Source organism: Clostridium sp. OM02-18AC, assembly GCF_003481825.1.
GTDB lineage: Bacteria > Bacillota > Clostridia > Lachnospirales > Lachnospiraceae > Brotaphodocola.
This window is the reverse complement of record NZ_QULW01000013.1, coordinates 96,206-113,422: the sequence shown is the minus strand read 5'-3', so window position 1 is coordinate 113,422 and position 17,217 is coordinate 96,206. Positions and strand designations below refer to the sequence as shown.

Sequence of the window (17,217 nt, the reverse complement as noted above, 5' to 3'; positions counted from 1 at the left end):
GGGCAATCGAACGAGAAGCCCCCACTTCAGGCGCTAGCTAAGTGGTGGGAGTATGTCACGCTTTGTTCTTTATACTGAGCACATCAAACAAAGATCAGGACGGACAGAATAAAAACAATGACGGGAATGGTTCGCCGGATGGCAAAGAAGCGCCGGACGGCAAGAGCGGCCCGGATGACAAGGGTGGTCCAGGCGGCAACGATACCACCAAACAGGACACATCCGGAGGCATCGAAGGTCTTACCACCTGAAGCTCACCGACTGCGACCTGACCGGCGCTATTGTAAATGATGAGACCAACGCAGGCAACGGCGGTGAGGGCAGTGCAAACGTCACCATCAAAAAGAGTGATGGAACAGTAATAAAAAAGGAAGCAGCTGCTATACCATTACGGTAGATTCCTACAGTGCTTCCTGAAGCATATAATGCTATTTGGCAAGTCTGCGCATTCACTTTACAGACCTGCCAAACGGTTTCCTCTTAGTCTACTTTTTCAACAGAAAGGATTTTTCCCGTGAAGGCATCCACGGTATTTACCGTACCGGTATAGGTTACCATCACGGTATCACCATCCTTTACACTGTCTAACCCCTGCGGCTTCTCATTCTGATCAAAGCTGAAGCCGTAATCCTGACCATCAAATGTGATGGTAAACATGAAATCCTTGATATCGCTGATCGTGCCTGTCATGCTTGCTTCTTCCTGCTCTGCGGCAGAATCTGTCTTAGATTCCTCTGAATCCTTTGCTTCATCTGTGTTCAGACTCTCAGCAGAGGCTGTGCTTTCTGCCTTTGTAGTCTCCTGCTGTGTTGTCTCTGCCACTGCAGCCGTTGTCTCGCTTGCTGTAGCAGACGGGGTATTTTTTGAAGAACAAGCTGCTGCAAATACCATGACCATTGCGGTGCTCATCATAATCAATGCTCTTTTTTTCATTTTAACCACCTTTCTTTTTTCAGCAGACGGAATCTGTTTTTTCTCGATCTGAAAGCATTTCCGGCTACTGATGCATATGCGATCTGTAACTGTGTCTATCTCCACAGCCACTCCTATTAAACAATAAAATTGTGTCCAAATTGTCATCATTTTATGAAGAAAGGAAACTTTTTTCTTAAGATAAAAGTATGGAGACTGCAGATATGGGACAGCAACCAGAGTCTGGCTTTTACAGGTGAAAAAAGAATGTGCCTTTGCACATTCTCGCGCCGAGGCGCGGTTGCTTCGGCAACCATCTGCCTTTGCGCCGAGTGCGCATCCTCGCGGAGCGTTTTTGTATGATAGGACGCAATTTCCTATCATACAGGCAAAAAGTCCACAGACCAGCAATTTACTGACCCGTGGACTTTTTATTTACTTTCTTTCATGCGGTTCTGCAGCCATCTCAGCCTGCTTACGCATTAACCTTCAATGGTAACATACTTCTTGGTTTCTACCGCTGGTTTTGCTTCCTTCTTCGGAACAAACAGCTTCAGCATACCATGCTTAAATTCAGCCTTAATGTCCTGCTCTGTCACATCTTCACCTACATAGAAGGAACGCTGGCACGCACCGGAATAACGTTCACGGCGGATATACTTACCGGTTTCTTTCTCCTGCTCATCCTTATCAAGTCCCTTAGCGGCACTGATGGTTAAATAGCCATCCTTCAGTTCTGCGGTGACGTCCTCTTTCGTGAATCCCGGAAGATCGATCTCCAGCTCATAGCCGCCTTCCAGCTCCTTGATATCGGTTTTCATAATGTTCTTGGCGTTGTGACCATACAGTTTCTTCTCAACGTTGTTCTCTGCGCTGTTATCGAAGAACGGGAAACCTCTCATAAATTCATCAAACATATCCTCACCAAAAATACTCGGCATTAACATAAGTCATCTCTCCTTTTCTATCTAAAATTGTAACTGTTCAGTATCTTCACAGTCACGAGCAAAAATCCCATTGCCTGCCATCCTATGTTTTCTTACGGTCAGCGCAGTAAATGCGCAGACCTACTGAATAGTTACCTAAAATTTACTTATTATCAAATTCAGTCTTCTATATTATGGCTGCGGTTTCTTCCTCGGCCAAGCAGCCTTGCTGTTTTCCGGGGAAGTTTCAGTCATTTGTATTAGCCTTCAATGGCTACGTATTTTTTATTTTCTACCTTCGGCTGTGCTTCCTTCTTCGGGACAAACAGTTTCAAGATACCGTGCTTGAACTCAGCCTTGATGTCCTGCTCGGTAATGTCTTCGCCAACATAGAAGCTACGCTGGCAGGCACCTGCATAACGCTCGCGGCGGATGTACTTACCGGTTTCTTTCTCCTGCTCATCCTTATCAAGTCCCTTGGATGCGCTGATGGTTAAGTAACCATCTTTCAGCTCTGCGGTGATCTCGTCTTTGGTGAATCCCGGAAGATCCATCTCCAGCTCATAACCGCTTTCCAGCTCCTTGATATCGGTCTTCATCATGTTCTTTGCATGACGTCCGTAAAGTTTTTTCTCTATCTTATTTCCAGCGTTCTCATCGAAGAATGGAAAATCTCTCATAAAATCATCAAACATATCCTCACCAAAAATACTCGGCATTAACATAAGTCATCTCTCCTTTTCTATCTAAGTCTCTCTATGCTTAACCTTGTTTCTTTGGAACCAGGATTTTTCAGGGACTCCCGGGAACCTCTTTCTTCTTTCTTTGTTCCCTCTGTATCCCTTTCCTTTGTTCTACGTGTAATATAGCACGTATTATTAGCACTGTCAAGAGGTGAGTGCTAATTTTTTTGTGAAGATTTTGTGAACAGTTATTTCCCACTATTTTCAGCCGCATACAGCAGGAATGTCGTTACTGTTCACGCATGCGTGCCCAGCAACAGGATTTTGCCGATGCTTCGCATTCCAAATCGGCAAAATCTGCCGCCAGATTGGCTATACTGATAGCATATAATCCATATTCCAAGAGGACAATACCATGACCACAGAAGAAATTTTACAGTCCATTACTTCCATCTGTGCAGCTTTTCATCCGAAAGAAGTGCTCCTGTTTGGCTCGCGGGCAAAAGGCTGTGCCACTGCACGGAGTGATTTTGATATTGCTGTATCCGGTGTTGCTTCCTTCGATGCACTGAAAGAAGCGATTGATTCCATTCCTACCTTATATTCTTTCAATGTTATCAATCTCGACACCTGCAAAAATGAACTGTTACTGGAGGATATCCGAACCTATGGACGCAAAATTTTATAAACGCTACGAAAATATGATGGGGAAATCATCAAATCATTTTGTCACGAAATTGTAAACAGGTATATCGATCTTTTTTTCGATTTCCAGAAAATCGTAGACGGGCAATATTCACATTCATCAATATAAACAATATCGAACAGTAAATCAAAGGGGCGAAAGTTTCCACAGCCGCCATGCATGGCGGCTGCGGGAACTTTCGCCCCTCGTTTGTTATCGTGCGATATTGTTACTTACTGGCGAAGAATAGAAAAGTCTGGTGTATAAATCATATCGTCGCTTTCTTCTTTCTCCAAAAACATGATCATATAAATGGGGTAATATATGACTTTACCATCTGCACTGACATTTTCATTACACAAAACCAATCCATGGGGAATCTGATAATTTTCTGCTGCAAGTACATTGCTCAACGCCGCATGTCTTATATATCCCTTTCCGGATTTGATTTCTAAAAGTGATCCGCTCAAAAGATACCGATAACTGCCTTCTTCTACAAGAAATTTTACTGCTGTTACGATTTCCGGGCATTCCTGTACCTCATCGAAAAGGATAATCGTTTTTCCTGCTTCCAATGGCACATCCGTTAATGCGGAAATACGGATTAAGATATCCTTACTGATTGCAGCTCCCTGAAACAGTTTTCTGGCATTTTCATTCTCCAGAAAGTTGATTTCCACCAGATTTTTCCCTGTGCTTTTCCATACTGTTTCCTGCTTATTTTGTCCGGTTTTCCAAATAAATATCGCCCTGTTTTGTCCGGTTTTCCAACATTAATGGTGTCCGTCTTCAGGCCATTGGTATTCTCCTCCGATTCTATGGTATTGCTATTTCTTTTTCACCGCCCGCAGCATATACAGCGGCGTTGCGGCGTAAAAGAATTTCTCGCGTTCACTCCAGAGTTCTTTCGTGACATCCCGCACAAAGGAGATATCGGTACACGGGAGCTGTCTGAGCACACCCATATCGAAATCCGGGCGCTGTGCATTTCCGAATACCCGGTAATTTTCCGGTTCCAGTTCGCTGTCAATGTATTCGTAGGAACCGTCGTGGGTATAGCCTCTCCCGTATTTTTCCAGACCTTCGCGTTCGCGGCGGATTGCCTCGTCCCGCACCGGTCCCGGCTGATACGGCAAATGCCAGTTGGCATCAAAGATCAGGAGTACCCCGCCCGGTTTTAAGACCCGCAGCCACTCCCCGTATACTTTCAGATGCTCTCTTATGATGTGGGTCACGTTCCGGCTGACCACCAGATCAAAGGTATCATCTGGAAATGGCAGAGCACCAAAATCGCCCTTCAAAAGCTGCGGTGACACCCCGTAATGTTCCGCATTTTTTCTGGCGTGCTTAAGCATTCCTTCCGAACCATCAATGCCCGTCACCTGGTGTCCGGCCTTTGATAACAGGACAGAAAAAAAGCCTGGACCGCATCCGGCATCCAGAATCCGGAGCGGTCGGCTGTCCGGTGCCTGGGACTCGATCAGTTCCAGCCATTTTCGCGGGCGGTCCGTGGCAAATTCCTCTTCCACATAATTGTTATAATTATCAGACCGGACGGTCCAGTCTTTGTTGATCTGTTCCTGTGTTAACATTACAAAATTTCCTTTCTGTTATATAGACAGCACCGAATCGATCAGTTTTTTCGTATACGGCTGTCTGGGGTTTTGGATCACCTGCGCAGTCTCCCCTTCTTCTACAACCGTTCCTTCATAAAGAACATAAAGCCGGTCGCAAAAACTACTGACCAGTGCGAGATCGTGAGAAATCAATAAAATTGAGAGTTGCTGATTCTGCCGGATCTCATTCAAAAGCACTATGATCTGTGCCTGCACGGACACATCCAGTGCAGAGGTTGCCTCATCACAGATCAAAAGCTTTGGTTTTTGCGCAAGCGCACGCGCAATTGCTGCACGCTGGCACTCCCCGCCGCTGACCTGCCCCGGGTAAAGGCCAAGAAAGCTTTCATCCAGGCTGACACTGCAAAGCAGCCGCCCGGCCTCTTCCATGCGCGCTTTTTTCCCTGGCATAACTGGCTCTAAGGCTTCACAGATACTCTCTCCCAGTGTTAGGCGCGGGTCAAACGAACTCCGCGGCTCCTGAAAGATCATCTTTATGTTCCGGTAAGCCGCACGCAGGGAAGCTCCCTTTGCTGTGGTCAGCTCCGTCCCGCACAGCTTTACCGAACCGCTATCCGGCAGAAGCAAACGGGTCACCATGCGCGCCAGGGTTGATTTTCCCGAACCGCTCTCGCCGACGATTCCAACGCACTCACCTTCTCTTACGGTAAGGGAAATGTCGTTGACTGCACGGAACTGTCTGCCTCCATGCTCATGAAATGTTTTTGTGATATGAGATACTTCCAGTATCGGCTGCATGTCTGACTGCAAAATATTTTCACTCTTCATCTTCGCGATCTTTGGCACTGCTTCCAGCAGTTTCCGTGTGTACGGATGCTTCGGATGTTTCAAAACTTCCTCTCTGGTGCCACACTCTACGATCTGCCCGCGCTTCATCACCACGATCCGGTCTGCCATCTTCGCAGCGACACCCATATTGTGCGTGATCAGAAGTATGGCCGTGTTATATTGTCTGCGCAGCTCCATCAATTCTTTGATTACCTGTGCCTGTACGGTAACATCCAGGGCGCTGGTCGGTTCATCTGCCAGAAGCACATCCGGTTTTAATGCCATCGCCAGTACGATCGCCACGCGCTGATTCATCCCGCCAGACAACTGCACCGGGTAGCTGTCGAGAATGCGGTCTGGATCTGAAAATTCCATCTGTTTCAGCAATTGTTCTGCTTTGCTCCTTGCGTCCATTTTCCGCACGCTTTTGTCATGCGCATGCATGGCATCGTAAAACTGCCGCCAGATTTTTCGGGTAGGATCGAGTGATGCGCCCGGCTCCTGAAACACAACGCCGATTCCGGTGCCTCGGATGCTGCGGAGTCTGCGCGTTACCAATTTGGAGGGATTCCTGCCCCAAAAACTTCTGACCGAAAGCCTGCTCTGCATTCCAACCACGGGAGCACCGCCCGGAAACTGTCGTGACTTTCTAGGCATGGACTCCCCGGCAGAAGCCTCGCACAAAACCTCTCCCCGAAATGCCACGCTTCCTTCCGTAACCATCACCCGGTCCTGAAGCTGAAGGATCGACTGAAACAGCGTACTCTTCCCAGAACCGCTCTCCCCGATCACACATATAATTTCACCAGCATGCAGTGAAAGGCTGATTCCCTGCAGAACAGAATCGGAGCCGTCTGCATAGCGCACCGACAAATTCTTTAATTCCAACAGTGCATTTTGTTCCTGCTCCACAGAATTCCCCCTTTCAACCGGTATCTACTCTCTTTTCCTTTTTCAACAAGACGTTCGTTCTCTGCTTCCTGACACTCCGCTGATGCACAGATCTGTCAGACACAAACAATTGCTCTCACTGCTTCACACATGTCTGCGCCGTAATATGGTAATAATCCACCGGCGACTGCTCCAGTCCCTCGACCGTATCCTTCATCGCCATATACATATTTAAATGGAATAGATTGCAATACGAATGATCCGACAGCACGATCTTGTCGATCTGCTTTGCCAGCTCTGCACGCCTGCCGGTATCAAATTCCACGGCAAGCTCTCCAAGCAGCTCATCGACCTCGACATTGGAATAGTTTCCGAAATTGTTGGTGCCATCCGTTCCGTAGCTGTTCATCAGATACGAATACGGGTCGCCGGTCGGAAGCGTGACCTCTGCGTAAACACTCAAGTCAAAGGTTCCTGCATGACCGCGATCTTCCGTGCTATCTAACTGCTCTACGCTTGCCTCGATGCCAAGCTGGCTTAAAGCAGACTGCAGCGCCTGGCTGCTCTGCGGCAGACCGGTACGTCCATAGGTGATGATCTGGAGCGAAACCTTCTTTCCGTCTTTATCCAGAATTCCATCTCCATCTGAGTCCGTGTAGCCATTTTCCTCCAACATCTTTTTTGCGCCATCCATGTCAAAATCCGGCACATTCGTCAGGGATGCTTCATCGCTGAACGCCGTAACCGCAGGGAATGTGGTCTTTGTCGGGGTTCCCGCTCCATTCACCAGCACTTTCGCATAATTCTCACGGTCCACTGCCATGCAGACAGCTTTCCGGAATGCCGCATCGCCGGTAAATTCATGCTCCAGGTTAAAGTAAATCTTGTATACACGGGAAGTTGCAGCCTGGGAAATCTTAAACCCCTTTGTTCCGTCAAACAGATCACGGGCATCGTAAGACAGACCATAGCAGGCATCCAGTTCCCCTTTCTGCAGCGCCATGGCAGATGCGTCCAGATCGTTGATGGCGCGGATCGTCACATGCTTACTTGCCGGTTTTCCGCCCCAGTAATCGTCAAAAGCATCTAGCTCCATACGCTGATTTTCAACATATTCTACCAGCTTAAATGGTCCGGTTCCTATTGTGGCATTACCCGCATCATCCAGGCTCTTCACATCCACAATGCCGGAATACGGGTCGCACAGACAATTTGGCAAAACCGGATTCGGCATGTTGGTTGTGATCTTTAATGTATTGCCCTCTGTGTCGATGGACGCGATGTTCAGCTCCTGTGCCGCACGGCTCTGCAATGAACAGGTACGCAAAAGGGAAGCCTTTACCGCCTCCGCATCCATGGGATTTCCACTCTGGAAAAGAACGCCGTCACGCAGTTCGATGGTCCAGGTCCGTCCATCATCGGAAACGGAATACTCTTCTACCAGATTTTTTTCCACATTTAAATTTTCATCGAACCGAAACAGCGATTCCATGACACCGGTGCGCATGCCGACCCAGGCATAGGCCCCTGAAGCCGGATCGACATTTCCGACATAATCACCAAAAACAAAATTACCGCGCGTGTCTGCGCCTGTATCCGAAGAAGCTGCAGCATCTGGACGGATGTCCGCACCAGAACCTGCTGCATTAGAAACCACTGCAGTATTTGCCGCATTCCCGGTTCCAGTGGCCGTTTTCGATCCGCAGGCTGTGAGACTTATGATTGCCAGGATTACCAAACCTGCTGCGATTGTTTTTTTCATATGCATTTCTCCATTTCACACAATTCTTTCTTTTTATTTCATTTCCGGATCCAGCGCATCCCGCACACTGTCCCCCAGCAGATTAAACAAAATCGTAACCAGAAAAATCGCAAGCGCCGGATACAGCACAACCCACGGGCACTGCTGCATCAGACTGCGTCCTTCCGAAAGCATGCTTCCCCACTCTGCAGTGGAGGCGCCAAGACCAAGGAAGCTCAGTCCGGAAATGCTCAGCATGGCGCTGCTCAAATGCAGTGTTCCGGTCACAACCACCGGACGGATCGCATTTGGGAACACATGCCGCAGCAAAATGGACACACTGCTCTGTCCATTTAAAATTGCCGCCTTTACATAATTTTCCTGCCGGATGGAAAGCACATAGCTGCGTGTCAGGCGCGCATACTGCGTCCAGCCTGTCGCTGCCAGCGCAAAAATTCCGTTTTTCAGCCCCGGTCCTAACATCCCAGCTACTGCGATCGATAACACAATACCAGGAAATGCCAGAAAAACATCGACGACCCGCATCAGGATTTCATCCGTTATGCCGCCCGCATATCCACTGATCATCCCTGCGGCGCATCCGATAAGCATGGATAATGCCACGATCAAAAGTGACGCAAAGATGGAACTGTACGCGCCCGCCAGGATCCGGGATAAAATACATCGTCCCAACCCGTCCGTTCCCATCGGATACTCTGCATCCGGAGATCGTTTTGCCGCCAGCAGATCGACCAGTTCCGCATCATGCGGGGCCAGATGGACGGAAACCAGACTAAACAGGCATAGCACTATAAATAAAAACAGATAAAACAGCATCTTCCGCTTTGCCCACGTTGTTGAATGTCTCATGATCCGCCCTCCATTCCGGCATGGATCCGCGGATCCATATAAAAATAAAAAAGATCTGTCAGCAGATTGACGAGCAGATAGATCACACTCATCCAGACAACAAATGCCTGAATCACCGGATAATCGCGGGCGGTGACCGCGCTGGTTACCATATAGCCCATTCCCGGCAGGGAAAAGATCACCTCAATGGCAGCGGTTCCTCCCAAAAGTGCCCCCACCGACATGGACAGTAACGTCAGGATCGTTGTCATGGCATTGCGCAGCACATAGGAAAACAGTACGATTCCCGGAGCCAGGCCCCGGGAATAGGCGCCGTCCACATACGATTTTTTTAATTGCTCCAATACAGCTGCCCGCACCTGCCGGATATACTTTCCGGTCATTGGAAGCGCCAGCGCCAGCGTTGGAAGCACCATACTGTCCCAGGAACCGGTAGAAAGGATCGGGAACCAGCCCAGCTTCAGCGCCAGAACATACAAAAGCAACAGTGATACAATGTAGTTGGGCAGGCTGTTGCCGATAAAACTCAGAAAACGAATGATGATATCTGCCGGTTTTCCCTGTTTCACAGCAGTCAGGACACCAAGCGGAACCGAAAAAAGAACCGTCACGAGCACCGATGCCGCCGTCAGTTTCAAGGTATTCGGCAGCGCGGACAACAATTTCCCCGCCACCGGAGCACCATCCAGATACGATACTCCCATATCACCGCGGACAAAGTGAGAGAGCCAGTCCACATACTGAACCAGAAATGGTCGGTCTAAGCCAAGCTGATGCCGCATTGCTTCTACGACCTCCGGAGCCGGTGCCGTGCCCTGCCCCTGGAGCATCATCTCAACCGGATCCTGCGGGGAGAGGTACATCAGTCCATACGTCAGGAATGTTACTCCAAGCAGCACCGGAATAAGTGCAAGGATTCGTCTCAACGCATATCCGTATGCAGGATGTTTTTCCCGTACACTGTGTAAAACTGACATAGCCATTCCCCCTTTCCCGGCAATTTCTCCTATCTTTCATCGTCCCAGTACAATCGGATAATACCAGGGTCAAAAAGTCGGCAAATCCGATGCAATCTTGCTTGCTTTGACCTTAGAACCCGACAAAACAGGAATAAGCAGCCATAATTGTGTCTAGGCTTCTGGTTTTTCTGCACAGACCATAAATGTATGGATCGGATGATCGCGTTCCCAGTCCAACGGATCCTGTACCCCCGGACCGATATCGTCGATCACCGTCACGATCTGCATGCCCAGCTTTTCTAAAACCACTCTGTCCCATTCCGGTCTTTTTTCTCTGGAAAGAGGGAGGGAATACGCGGTCTGCTCCAGTTCCAGAATCCGTGATTTCGGAAGATTTCCGGCATAATTGTGCACCGGATATTTGGCGCGGAACGCTTTCTCTGCTGCTTTCTTCTGTGCGCAAAGATCTTCATCGTAAAGATACAGATACCAGTTCGCGTCAAAATAAACCATACGACCGCCCGGCGCAAGCACTCGCGCCCATTCGGAAAGCGCCTGCCCGGGGTATTCCAGGTTCCAGACCACATTTCGGCTGACGATCAAGTCAAAGCTGTTATCCTCAAAAGGAAGAAACTCGCCCCGGTGAAGGACAAAATCCACCTTAGCGCCATAACTTTTTGCATTTTCTTTCGCGTGCGCAAGCATCTCTTCCGTCACATCGACCGCGGTCACATTGTGTCCGGCAAGTGCCAGATTGATGGCGAAAAAGCCTGGTCCTGTCCCAATATCCAGCACACGCAGACACTCCTTTTTCGGTGCGTTGGAGAGAATCAGCTCTCTCCATGCCTGCCTCCGCCAGTCATTCATCTCCGCAATATTCTGTGCACTGTAGCTTTGCGCCCGGTCCGTCCAATACGACGTCAGCGCATCCAATATGGTATCCTGATTCATCTGATCCTGCACAATTCCTGTTCTCCCGTTCTCCTGACAGCCTTGCTGCCGTTTTGTTTTTGCAGCTGCTTCTGCTGCCTTCCTTCTTTTGGGCAGCTTTCTGCCGTTTCGTTCCTGCGGCTGCTTTCTGCCGTTTCGCTCCCGCGGCTGCTTTCCACAGCTGTAAGTCTGTTTTATAAAATCTGCTTCTTCACTTCAGCAAGAGACATGCCCTGCTCTCTGGCGATCCGTGCCAGATCCTCATATTCATATTTCTCCCGCTTTACACCATAACCGGAAGAAACTTTTTTCTGAACATCTCCATATGGTGTACGCACGGTTTCAAAACTTCGCTGTAACGTGTAACGGCTGCAGCTGTGCTCCCGCACACCAATGGTTGTTGTATTTCTAAAGATCACCTGCACTAGCTTTTCTTTCTGATCCTCATGACACAGTACACTCAACAGCGTACCCGGTCTGGATTTCTTCATGCCAACCGGCACGGTGTAAACCTCCAGCGCACCAGCTGCCAGAATGGTTTCCATGGCAAAGCCCAGTTCTTCTGCAGTCATGTCATCTACATTACACTCCAGCTGCGCAATGGTATCGCCGGCATCCTCTGTCTCGCCAAGGATTGCACGGACACAGTTTGCCACCTCAAAATCCTTCTTGCCCATGCCATAACCGATTGCCTCGGTACGCATCACCGGCATGTCTCCAAAGCGGGTTGCAAAATGCTTTAAGAGCGCAGCGCCGGTCGGTGTGCAAAGTTCTCCCTTTACCGCTCCGCCGTAAATCGGCACTCCATTTAAAATATAGGCAGTGGCCGGAGCCGGAACCGGCAAAATGCCGTGCGCACAGCGCACCTGTCCGCTTCCCACATGAACCGGGGAAACGATGACCTGATCCGGAGCAATGCGGTTCATCAGCAGACAGACAGCCGTAATGTCCGCAATGGCATCCATGGTACCTACTTCGTGGAAATGGATCTCCGTTACCGGAACCCCGTGCGCATGGCTCTCCGCCTCAGCAATCAGACCGTAGACTGCCATAACATCCTGTTTCACCTGCTCTGAAAGATTCAGGTGGTCGCACACAATGTGCTCGATGTCGTGGAGACTGCTGTGGTGATGATGGTGTGCGTGATCGTGTGTATGCTCATGAGTATGGTCGTGATCATGTGCATGGTCTTCGTGCATGTGTGCATGGTCGTGATGATGCTTATGCTCCTCGCAGCTGTGCCCATGGCCCTCGTGGCTGTGCTCATGGCCCTCGTGGCTATGCTCATACTCCTCGTGGCTGTGCTCATGGCCCTCGTGGCTGTGCTCATGGCCCTCGTGTTCATGCTCATGATGGTGGTGGAACATCTCCTCCGACTCTTCTTCTCCATGCACCAGCACACTCATATGGGTTCCGCCAATGCCGCACTTGCTCATCGGCTCCTTCACAAATTCCACACCCGGAATTCCCAGACCGTTTAATTCCTCTACTACGGCATCCGGATCTGGCATCAGTTCTAACAGCGCAGCAGTCAGCATATCCCCTGCAGCGCCCATGTTGCACTGTAAATATAATGTTTTCATCTGTCTTTCCTCGTTTCCCGATTACTCTCTATTTCCTCGCCTCAGCCATATGGTTGATCATGCTTGCCAGGTATCCGGCACCAAAACCATTATCGATATTTACCACCGATACCCCGCTGGCGCAGGAATTCAGCATCGATAACAGTGCAGAAACACCGCCAAAGGACGCACCATATCCGATGCTGGTCGGCACAGCAATGACCGGGCAGTCTGCCAGACCGCCGATCACGCTGGCCAGGGCGCCTTCCATTCCGGCAATGGCAATGATCACCGACGCACTCATGATATCATCCATATGAGCCAGCAGACGGTGAAGTCCGGCTACGCCTACATCGTACAGACGCACAACCTCATTTCCATGTGCTTCCGCAGTCAGTGCAGCCTCCTCAGCTACCGGAATGTCCGAGGTTCCTGCTGTTGCCACCACGATTTTTCCCATGCCGTCTGCTGCCGGGAACTGTCCGATCGTACCAATCTTTGCATCCTTCCGGTAATCCAGCTGAGGATAAGTTTTTTGGATTTCTTCTGCCTTTTCCGGTGAAAGCCGGGTGATCAGGATGGTCTGCACCTCATGCTCCAGCATTGCTCCGATAATTCCGATCATCTGCTCCGGTGTCTTTCCGGCTCCGTAGATCACCTCTGCGGCACCCTGGCGAATTCCACGGTGCAGGTCTACTTTGGCATAACCGATATCCTCAAACGGCTCCTTTTTGATGGCAAGGAGCGCATCATCAACCGAAAGTTCACCGTTTTTCACGGCCTCTAATGTTTTTCTGATCTCACTATTCATCCGCGAACCTCCAGGTCCAGAAGCACTGCCGGATAGCTTTTCTTAAGCTCTGCCAGAATCTCTTCGCGCTTTTCCATTACAAGCGGAAGCTGGGCGGCAGGAACCTGCAATCTTGCCGCACCGTTTGGCATCATGCGCACACGGAAATCGCTGAAGCCAAGGGAGAACATGAAATTCTCTGCTGCCTCGGTCTTCTGAAGCTTCTCCGCCGTAATCTCACAGCCGGTCGGGATACGGGTTGCCAGGCATGCATAAGACGGTTTGTCCCAGGTGAACAGACCACCCGCTTTGGAAAGTCTGCGGATCTCGGATTTTACTAGACCACATTCACGAAGCGGAGATTTTACCTGCAGCTCCTGCAGGGCTTTCATGCCCGGGCGGTCTCCTGCATCGTCAGAAGCATTGGTTCCGTCCAGCAATACCGTGTAACCATCTTCCGCAGCTGCCTTCATGATCATGTTAAAGATGACCTTCTTGCAGTAATAGCAGCGGTTAGACGGGTTGGAAACCACCACCGGGTCAGACAGCACATCCGCACGCAGCACACGGACCGGAGCCTTTAACTGCTCTGCCAGACGCATTGCGTCATCCATCTCAAACTGCGGCTGGAACAGCGCCTTTACGTAGTACGCCTTCACATCTGCCCCATATTTCATAGCTGCGTAAAGTAAGTAAGAAGAATCCACACCGCCGGAAAAAGCAAGTGCCACCTTCGGGTTTTCTTTGAAAAATTCCTGTAAGTCCATCGTATCCAGTCCTCTCTTTCTCAAAAAATAATAAAGGAAGGCAAGCGGCTTCTCCTGGAAAAGCCGTATGCCTTCCTGTGCATACATTCTTCAAAAAATACGTCGTAAAATCAAACACCATTCAGAAGCTTCTGCCTCTGTAAAACAGCTTCGTGCTGTCCAATTGAGAAGAATTATAGCATAACTTTGCCGATATGGCAACTAGAAGTTGAATGTGAAGTTAACTTCAGCTTATATTCTATGGCATTATATATCCCAAAATATTTATTTACGAACACAGTTTCCACTTTCCATCAGCTTCCCGACTTCCGCAACCACACCCTCGATCAGCTTTGTCATGCTCAGATCCGTCACACCCACGATATAGTTATCGCAGTGGTTTACCGGGACCAGGATGCGCTTTGCCGGACTTTGTCCGACAGCCGCTGCCATGGCAGCTGTAATCTCGCCAAGAAGTGCGTCCGCAATCACAATTCCGACCGGTCCGATGATCACATCGGCTCTACGGCTGCACACAATGACCGGATTTTCGCCGGTGGCTGCCGCATCCGCCCCTGCTTTTAACATGGAAGAAGCAGCCAGACTGTTGGTTCCCACCGCGGTGATATACTGCTCCGGATAACGTTTTTTCAAAGCACTCACAATCTGTTTTCCAATGCCGCCGCCCTGCGCATCAATCACAAGTATATTCATACAATTATGCTTCCTCTTTTCATGGATTTTTTCTGATATTTCACTTGCACTCCGAGTAAACTGCTTCCGTACATTCAGTCAGGCTTCACTCTGTTCCACATTTCCACTGGTAATTTTTCATATCCACACAGCCATTTTTCTTGAATTGTACACCCTCGTCTTCCAGAAGAAGCCTCTGCTCCCACCAGCCAGGAGCGGTACGCCCCGCACGGTTAACAACCCGATGGCAGGGATACTCCCCATACCATTCAGCCCGACTCAACACTTTCCCCACCAGCCGGGAATTTTTATCCCGACCGATAAGTTTTGCAATTTGTCCATAGGAAGCAACACGCCCTTCTGGAATTTCCTCCACTACTGACAGAATTTCATAAATAAAATTTTCGTTCAGTTTACTCATGAACTTCCAGCACTTTCTCCAGCTCCTCGATCACAATCTTCATTGCCTTAATGCGGGCATATTTTTTATCGACGGATTCCAGAATGTGCCACGGTGCGTAGGTCGTGCTGGTCTTCGCGATCATCTCGTTTACTGCCTGCTCGTACTGATCCCATTTTTCCCGGTTTCTCCAGTCTTCATCGGTGATCTTCCACTGTTTTTCTGGCGTATTCTGACGCTCAGTGAAACGTGCAAGCTGTGTATCCTTATCGATCTGTACCCAGAATTTGATGATGACAGCGCCCCAGTCATGAAGCTCCTTCTCAAACTCATTGATCTCATGGTAAGCCCGCTTCCAGTCATTCTCGCTGCAGAAGCCCTCCAGCCGCTCTACCATAACACGGCCATACCAGGTACGATCGAAAATGGCAATGTGACCGGTCTTGGGCAGTCTGGTCCAGAAACGCCACAGGTAATGTCTGGCTTTCTCGTGCGGCTCCGGGCTTGCGATCGGATGCACCTCGTATCCACGCGGGTCCAGCGCACTGGTGATGCGCTTGATATTTCCACCCTTTCCTGCGGCATCCCAGCCCTCGTAAGCAATGATCACCGGGACCTTCTTGCGGTACAGGCGGTTGTGCAGCTCCCCAAGGCGTTCCTTTAACTGCTTCAACTCTTTTTTGTATTCTTCGTCAGTAATGGTCTTATCGAGCGGGATCTCGGAAAGCAAAGGCATGCGCTCCAGCGGGAACACATTCTGTAACAGCGGCACTGCCATCTGGCTGTTGCTGAGGGCAACATCGATTCCCTGGGTCAGGATTTCCATGATCTGCAGTTCCGTCCACTTTCTCGATTTCGCATCAATAATGTACCATGGAGCCGATGGCATGCTTGTCCGCTTTAAATAATCCGCGAACACTTCCCCGCAATCTTCATAGTGCTCATGCTGCCACAGATCGTAGCTGCTGACGCGCCACTGCGTATCCTTCTCTTCAGTCAGATGGCTGATGCGCTTCCCCTGCTCCTTTTTGGAAATATTCAAAAACAGCTTCACCACCAGATAGCCGTTATCCGTCAGCTGGCGCTCAAAACGGCGCACACTCTCCAGCCGTTTTTCATATTCTTTCTCCGAAAGCTCGCCCTGAAGATAAGCAGAGGTCAGTTCACTCATCCAGCCTGAATCCAAAAATACGAACTTTCCCGCTTCCGGAATCTTTGCAAAATGGCGGTATAAAAATGGCTTACGGGCATCCTCCTCGCTTTTTTTCTCCATATCGAAAACCTTGAAGAAACGCGGGTCGATATTCTGGATGACCCGTCCGATGCTAGAGCCCTTACCCGAGGTTCCCCAGCCTTCTACCAGCACCAGAACCGGAACTTTCTTCTCCTTCATCTGAAGCTGCTGTACCGCAAGTTTCTCTCTGGCTGCCTCAAGTCTCGTCTTCAGTTCCTTCTCTTCCGGCATCTTGACCGGGATCCATTCCTTTAGCACAGACAGATCCTCCTTCTTTCCCGTAAAGCTTTTTTCCGGTATTGTTCACATGCCAGAGGGCTCCGGCAACGGGAGCTTCAATCCAGGATTTCCCGCTCCATGAACAACAACGGTTTTCTATGTATCATTCAACCCCTGTATGCTTTGTTAACACAAACAGTTAAGTCTATTATACACAATATTGCTTCTGGTATCTAGAGAAAATCTGTTAATACACTAGTCTGCCTGTGTCGCTTTTACAGTTGCCTTAATACCGTTCGTTGAAATCGTCTTCAGGTTTCCTCCTGTTCCGGCATTGATAACCCATTTTGCAGCCAGGGGCTGGATCGATGCAGATATTGTTGCCCAGGTGGATGCATGCTTCCGATGATTTTTCAATGATTTTTTCCAAGGTCAACTCGGTGACATTCTAATTTCGGAGTTAAAAAACGATTATACTTCCGTTACTTTCTCCAATAGCTTCATAGCACTCTCGCATTGTCATATTTTAGTTCTCCTGTCAATTGTATTCCACTAATTCATGAACCTCTGC

19 protein-coding genes are annotated in these 17,217 nt (G+C 49.3%); 2 read left to right on the top strand and 17 right to left on the bottom strand.

What is annotated here, in order from left to right; translation table 11 throughout:
- The first annotated feature begins 62 nt into the window (after positions 1–62).
- Positions 63–251 carry a hypothetical protein gene (locus DXB18_RS10490; RefSeq protein WP_118707681.1) on the top strand — a complete coding sequence of 63 codons (189 nt, stop codon included), beginning with the start codon at positions 63–65 and terminating at the stop codon, positions 249–251.
- Positions 252–480: 229 nt separating this feature from the next.
- Here DXB18_RS10490 and DXB18_RS10485 read toward each other — a convergent pair whose 3' ends face one another.
- The 3 genes from DXB18_RS10485 to DXB18_RS10475 all read right to left on the bottom strand — a co-directional run bounded on the left by DXB18_RS10485 (position 481) and on the right by DXB18_RS10475 (position 2,563).
- Positions 481–933: a hypothetical protein gene (locus DXB18_RS10485; protein WP_118707693.1), complete on the bottom strand. Its 453-nt coding sequence runs from the start codon at positions 931–933 to the stop codon at positions 481–483.
- A gap of 461 nt (positions 934–1,394) precedes the next feature.
- Positions 1,395–1,859: an Hsp20/alpha crystallin family protein gene (locus DXB18_RS10480; protein WP_118707679.1), complete on the bottom strand. Its 465-nt coding sequence runs from the start codon at positions 1,857–1,859 to the stop codon at positions 1,395–1,397.
- A gap of 239 nt (positions 1,860–2,098) precedes the next feature.
- Positions 2,099–2,563, bottom strand: a complete 465-nt coding sequence (locus DXB18_RS10475; protein WP_118707677.1) for an Hsp20/alpha crystallin family protein — start codon at positions 2,561–2,563, stop codon at positions 2,099–2,101.
- A 373-nt stretch (positions 2,564–2,936) separates the two neighbouring features.
- Here DXB18_RS10475 and DXB18_RS10470 point away from each other — a divergent pair, with 373 nt between their 5' ends.
- Positions 2,937–3,209, top strand: a complete 273-nt coding sequence (locus DXB18_RS10470) for a nucleotidyltransferase domain-containing protein (protein ID WP_118707675.1) — start codon at positions 2,937–2,939, stop codon at positions 3,207–3,209.
- A 230-nt stretch (positions 3,210–3,439) separates the two neighbouring features.
- Here the strand turns inward: DXB18_RS10470 and DXB18_RS10465 are convergent, their stop codons facing one another.
- The 14 genes from DXB18_RS10465 to DXB18_RS16195 all read right to left on the bottom strand — a co-directional run bounded on the left by DXB18_RS10465 (position 3,440) and on the right by DXB18_RS16195 (position 17,063).
- A complete protein-coding gene (locus DXB18_RS10465) occupies positions 3,440–3,886 on the bottom strand; it encodes an AAA family ATPase (protein ID WP_243103345.1) in 447 nt (148 codons plus the stop codon).
- 147 nt (positions 3,887–4,033) lie between these two features.
- Positions 4,034–4,798 carry a class I SAM-dependent methyltransferase gene (locus tag DXB18_RS10460; RefSeq protein ID WP_118707671.1) on the bottom strand — a complete coding sequence of 255 codons (765 nt, stop codon included), beginning with the start codon at positions 4,796–4,798 and terminating at the stop codon, positions 4,034–4,036.
- Between the two features lie 18 nt (positions 4,799–4,816).
- Entirely contained in the window at positions 4,817–6,523 is a 1,707-nt protein-coding gene (locus DXB18_RS10455; protein ID WP_118707669.1) for an ABC transporter ATP-binding protein, read from the bottom strand.
- 115 nt (positions 6,524–6,638) lie between these two features.
- The gene (locus DXB18_RS10450; RefSeq protein ID WP_182430547.1) at positions 6,639–8,264 is read right to left on the bottom strand and encodes an ABC transporter substrate-binding protein; all 1,626 of its coding nucleotides are present in this window, start codon (positions 8,262–8,264) and stop codon (positions 6,639–6,641) included.
- 33 nt (positions 8,265–8,297) lie between these two features.
- Positions 8,298–9,113, bottom strand: a complete 816-nt coding sequence (locus tag DXB18_RS10445; RefSeq protein WP_118707665.1) for an ABC transporter permease — start codon at positions 9,111–9,113, stop codon at positions 8,298–8,300.
- Positions 9,110–10,090 (bottom strand): ABC transporter permease, encoded by a 981-nt coding sequence (locus DXB18_RS10440; protein WP_118707663.1) that lies wholly within the window; start codon positions 10,088–10,090, stop codon positions 9,110–9,112. Before DXB18_RS10440 ends, DXB18_RS10445 begins: the two co-directional genes overlap by 4 nt.
- A gap of 153 nt (positions 10,091–10,243) precedes the next feature.
- Positions 10,244–11,035, bottom strand: a complete 792-nt coding sequence (locus DXB18_RS10435; RefSeq protein ID WP_147355239.1) for a class I SAM-dependent methyltransferase — start codon at positions 11,033–11,035, stop codon at positions 10,244–10,246.
- 161 nt (positions 11,036–11,196) lie between these two features.
- Positions 11,197–12,585, bottom strand: coding sequence for a nickel pincer cofactor biosynthesis protein LarC (gene larC / locus DXB18_RS10430; protein ID WP_118707659.1), 1,389 nt, complete (start codon positions 12,583–12,585; stop codon positions 11,197–11,199).
- Between the two features lie 28 nt (positions 12,586–12,613).
- The gene (larB, locus tag DXB18_RS10425) at positions 12,614–13,375 is read right to left on the bottom strand and encodes a nickel pincer cofactor biosynthesis protein LarB (protein ID WP_118542137.1); all 762 of its coding nucleotides are present in this window, start codon (positions 13,373–13,375) and stop codon (positions 12,614–12,616) included.
- Positions 13,372–14,145 carry an ATP-dependent sacrificial sulfur transferase LarE gene (larE, locus tag DXB18_RS10420; RefSeq protein WP_347560881.1) on the bottom strand — a complete coding sequence of 258 codons (774 nt, stop codon included), beginning with the start codon at positions 14,143–14,145 and terminating at the stop codon, positions 13,372–13,374. Before larE ends, larB begins: the two co-directional genes overlap by 4 nt.
- Before the next feature lie 240 nt (positions 14,146–14,385).
- Entirely contained in the window at positions 14,386–14,814 is a 429-nt protein-coding gene (locus tag DXB18_RS10415; protein ID WP_118542135.1) for a DUF3842 family protein, read from the bottom strand.
- An 85-nt stretch (positions 14,815–14,899) separates the two neighbouring features.
- Entirely contained in the window at positions 14,900–15,214 is a 315-nt protein-coding gene (locus DXB18_RS10410; protein ID WP_118542133.1) for an MGMT family protein, read from the bottom strand.
- Complete coding sequence (gene pap / locus DXB18_RS10405; protein ID WP_118542131.1) at positions 15,207–16,685, bottom strand: polyphosphate:AMP phosphotransferase; 1,479 nt, start codon at positions 16,683–16,685, stop codon at positions 15,207–15,209. The genes DXB18_RS10410 and pap overlap by 8 nt, the downstream gene beginning before the upstream one ends.
- Before the next feature lie 216 nt (positions 16,686–16,901).
- On the bottom strand, positions 16,902–17,063 hold the full coding sequence (locus tag DXB18_RS16195; protein WP_182430546.1) for a hypothetical protein: 162 nt from the start codon (positions 17,061–17,063) through the stop codon (positions 16,902–16,904).
- Positions 17,064–17,217: the final 154 nt, after the last annotated feature.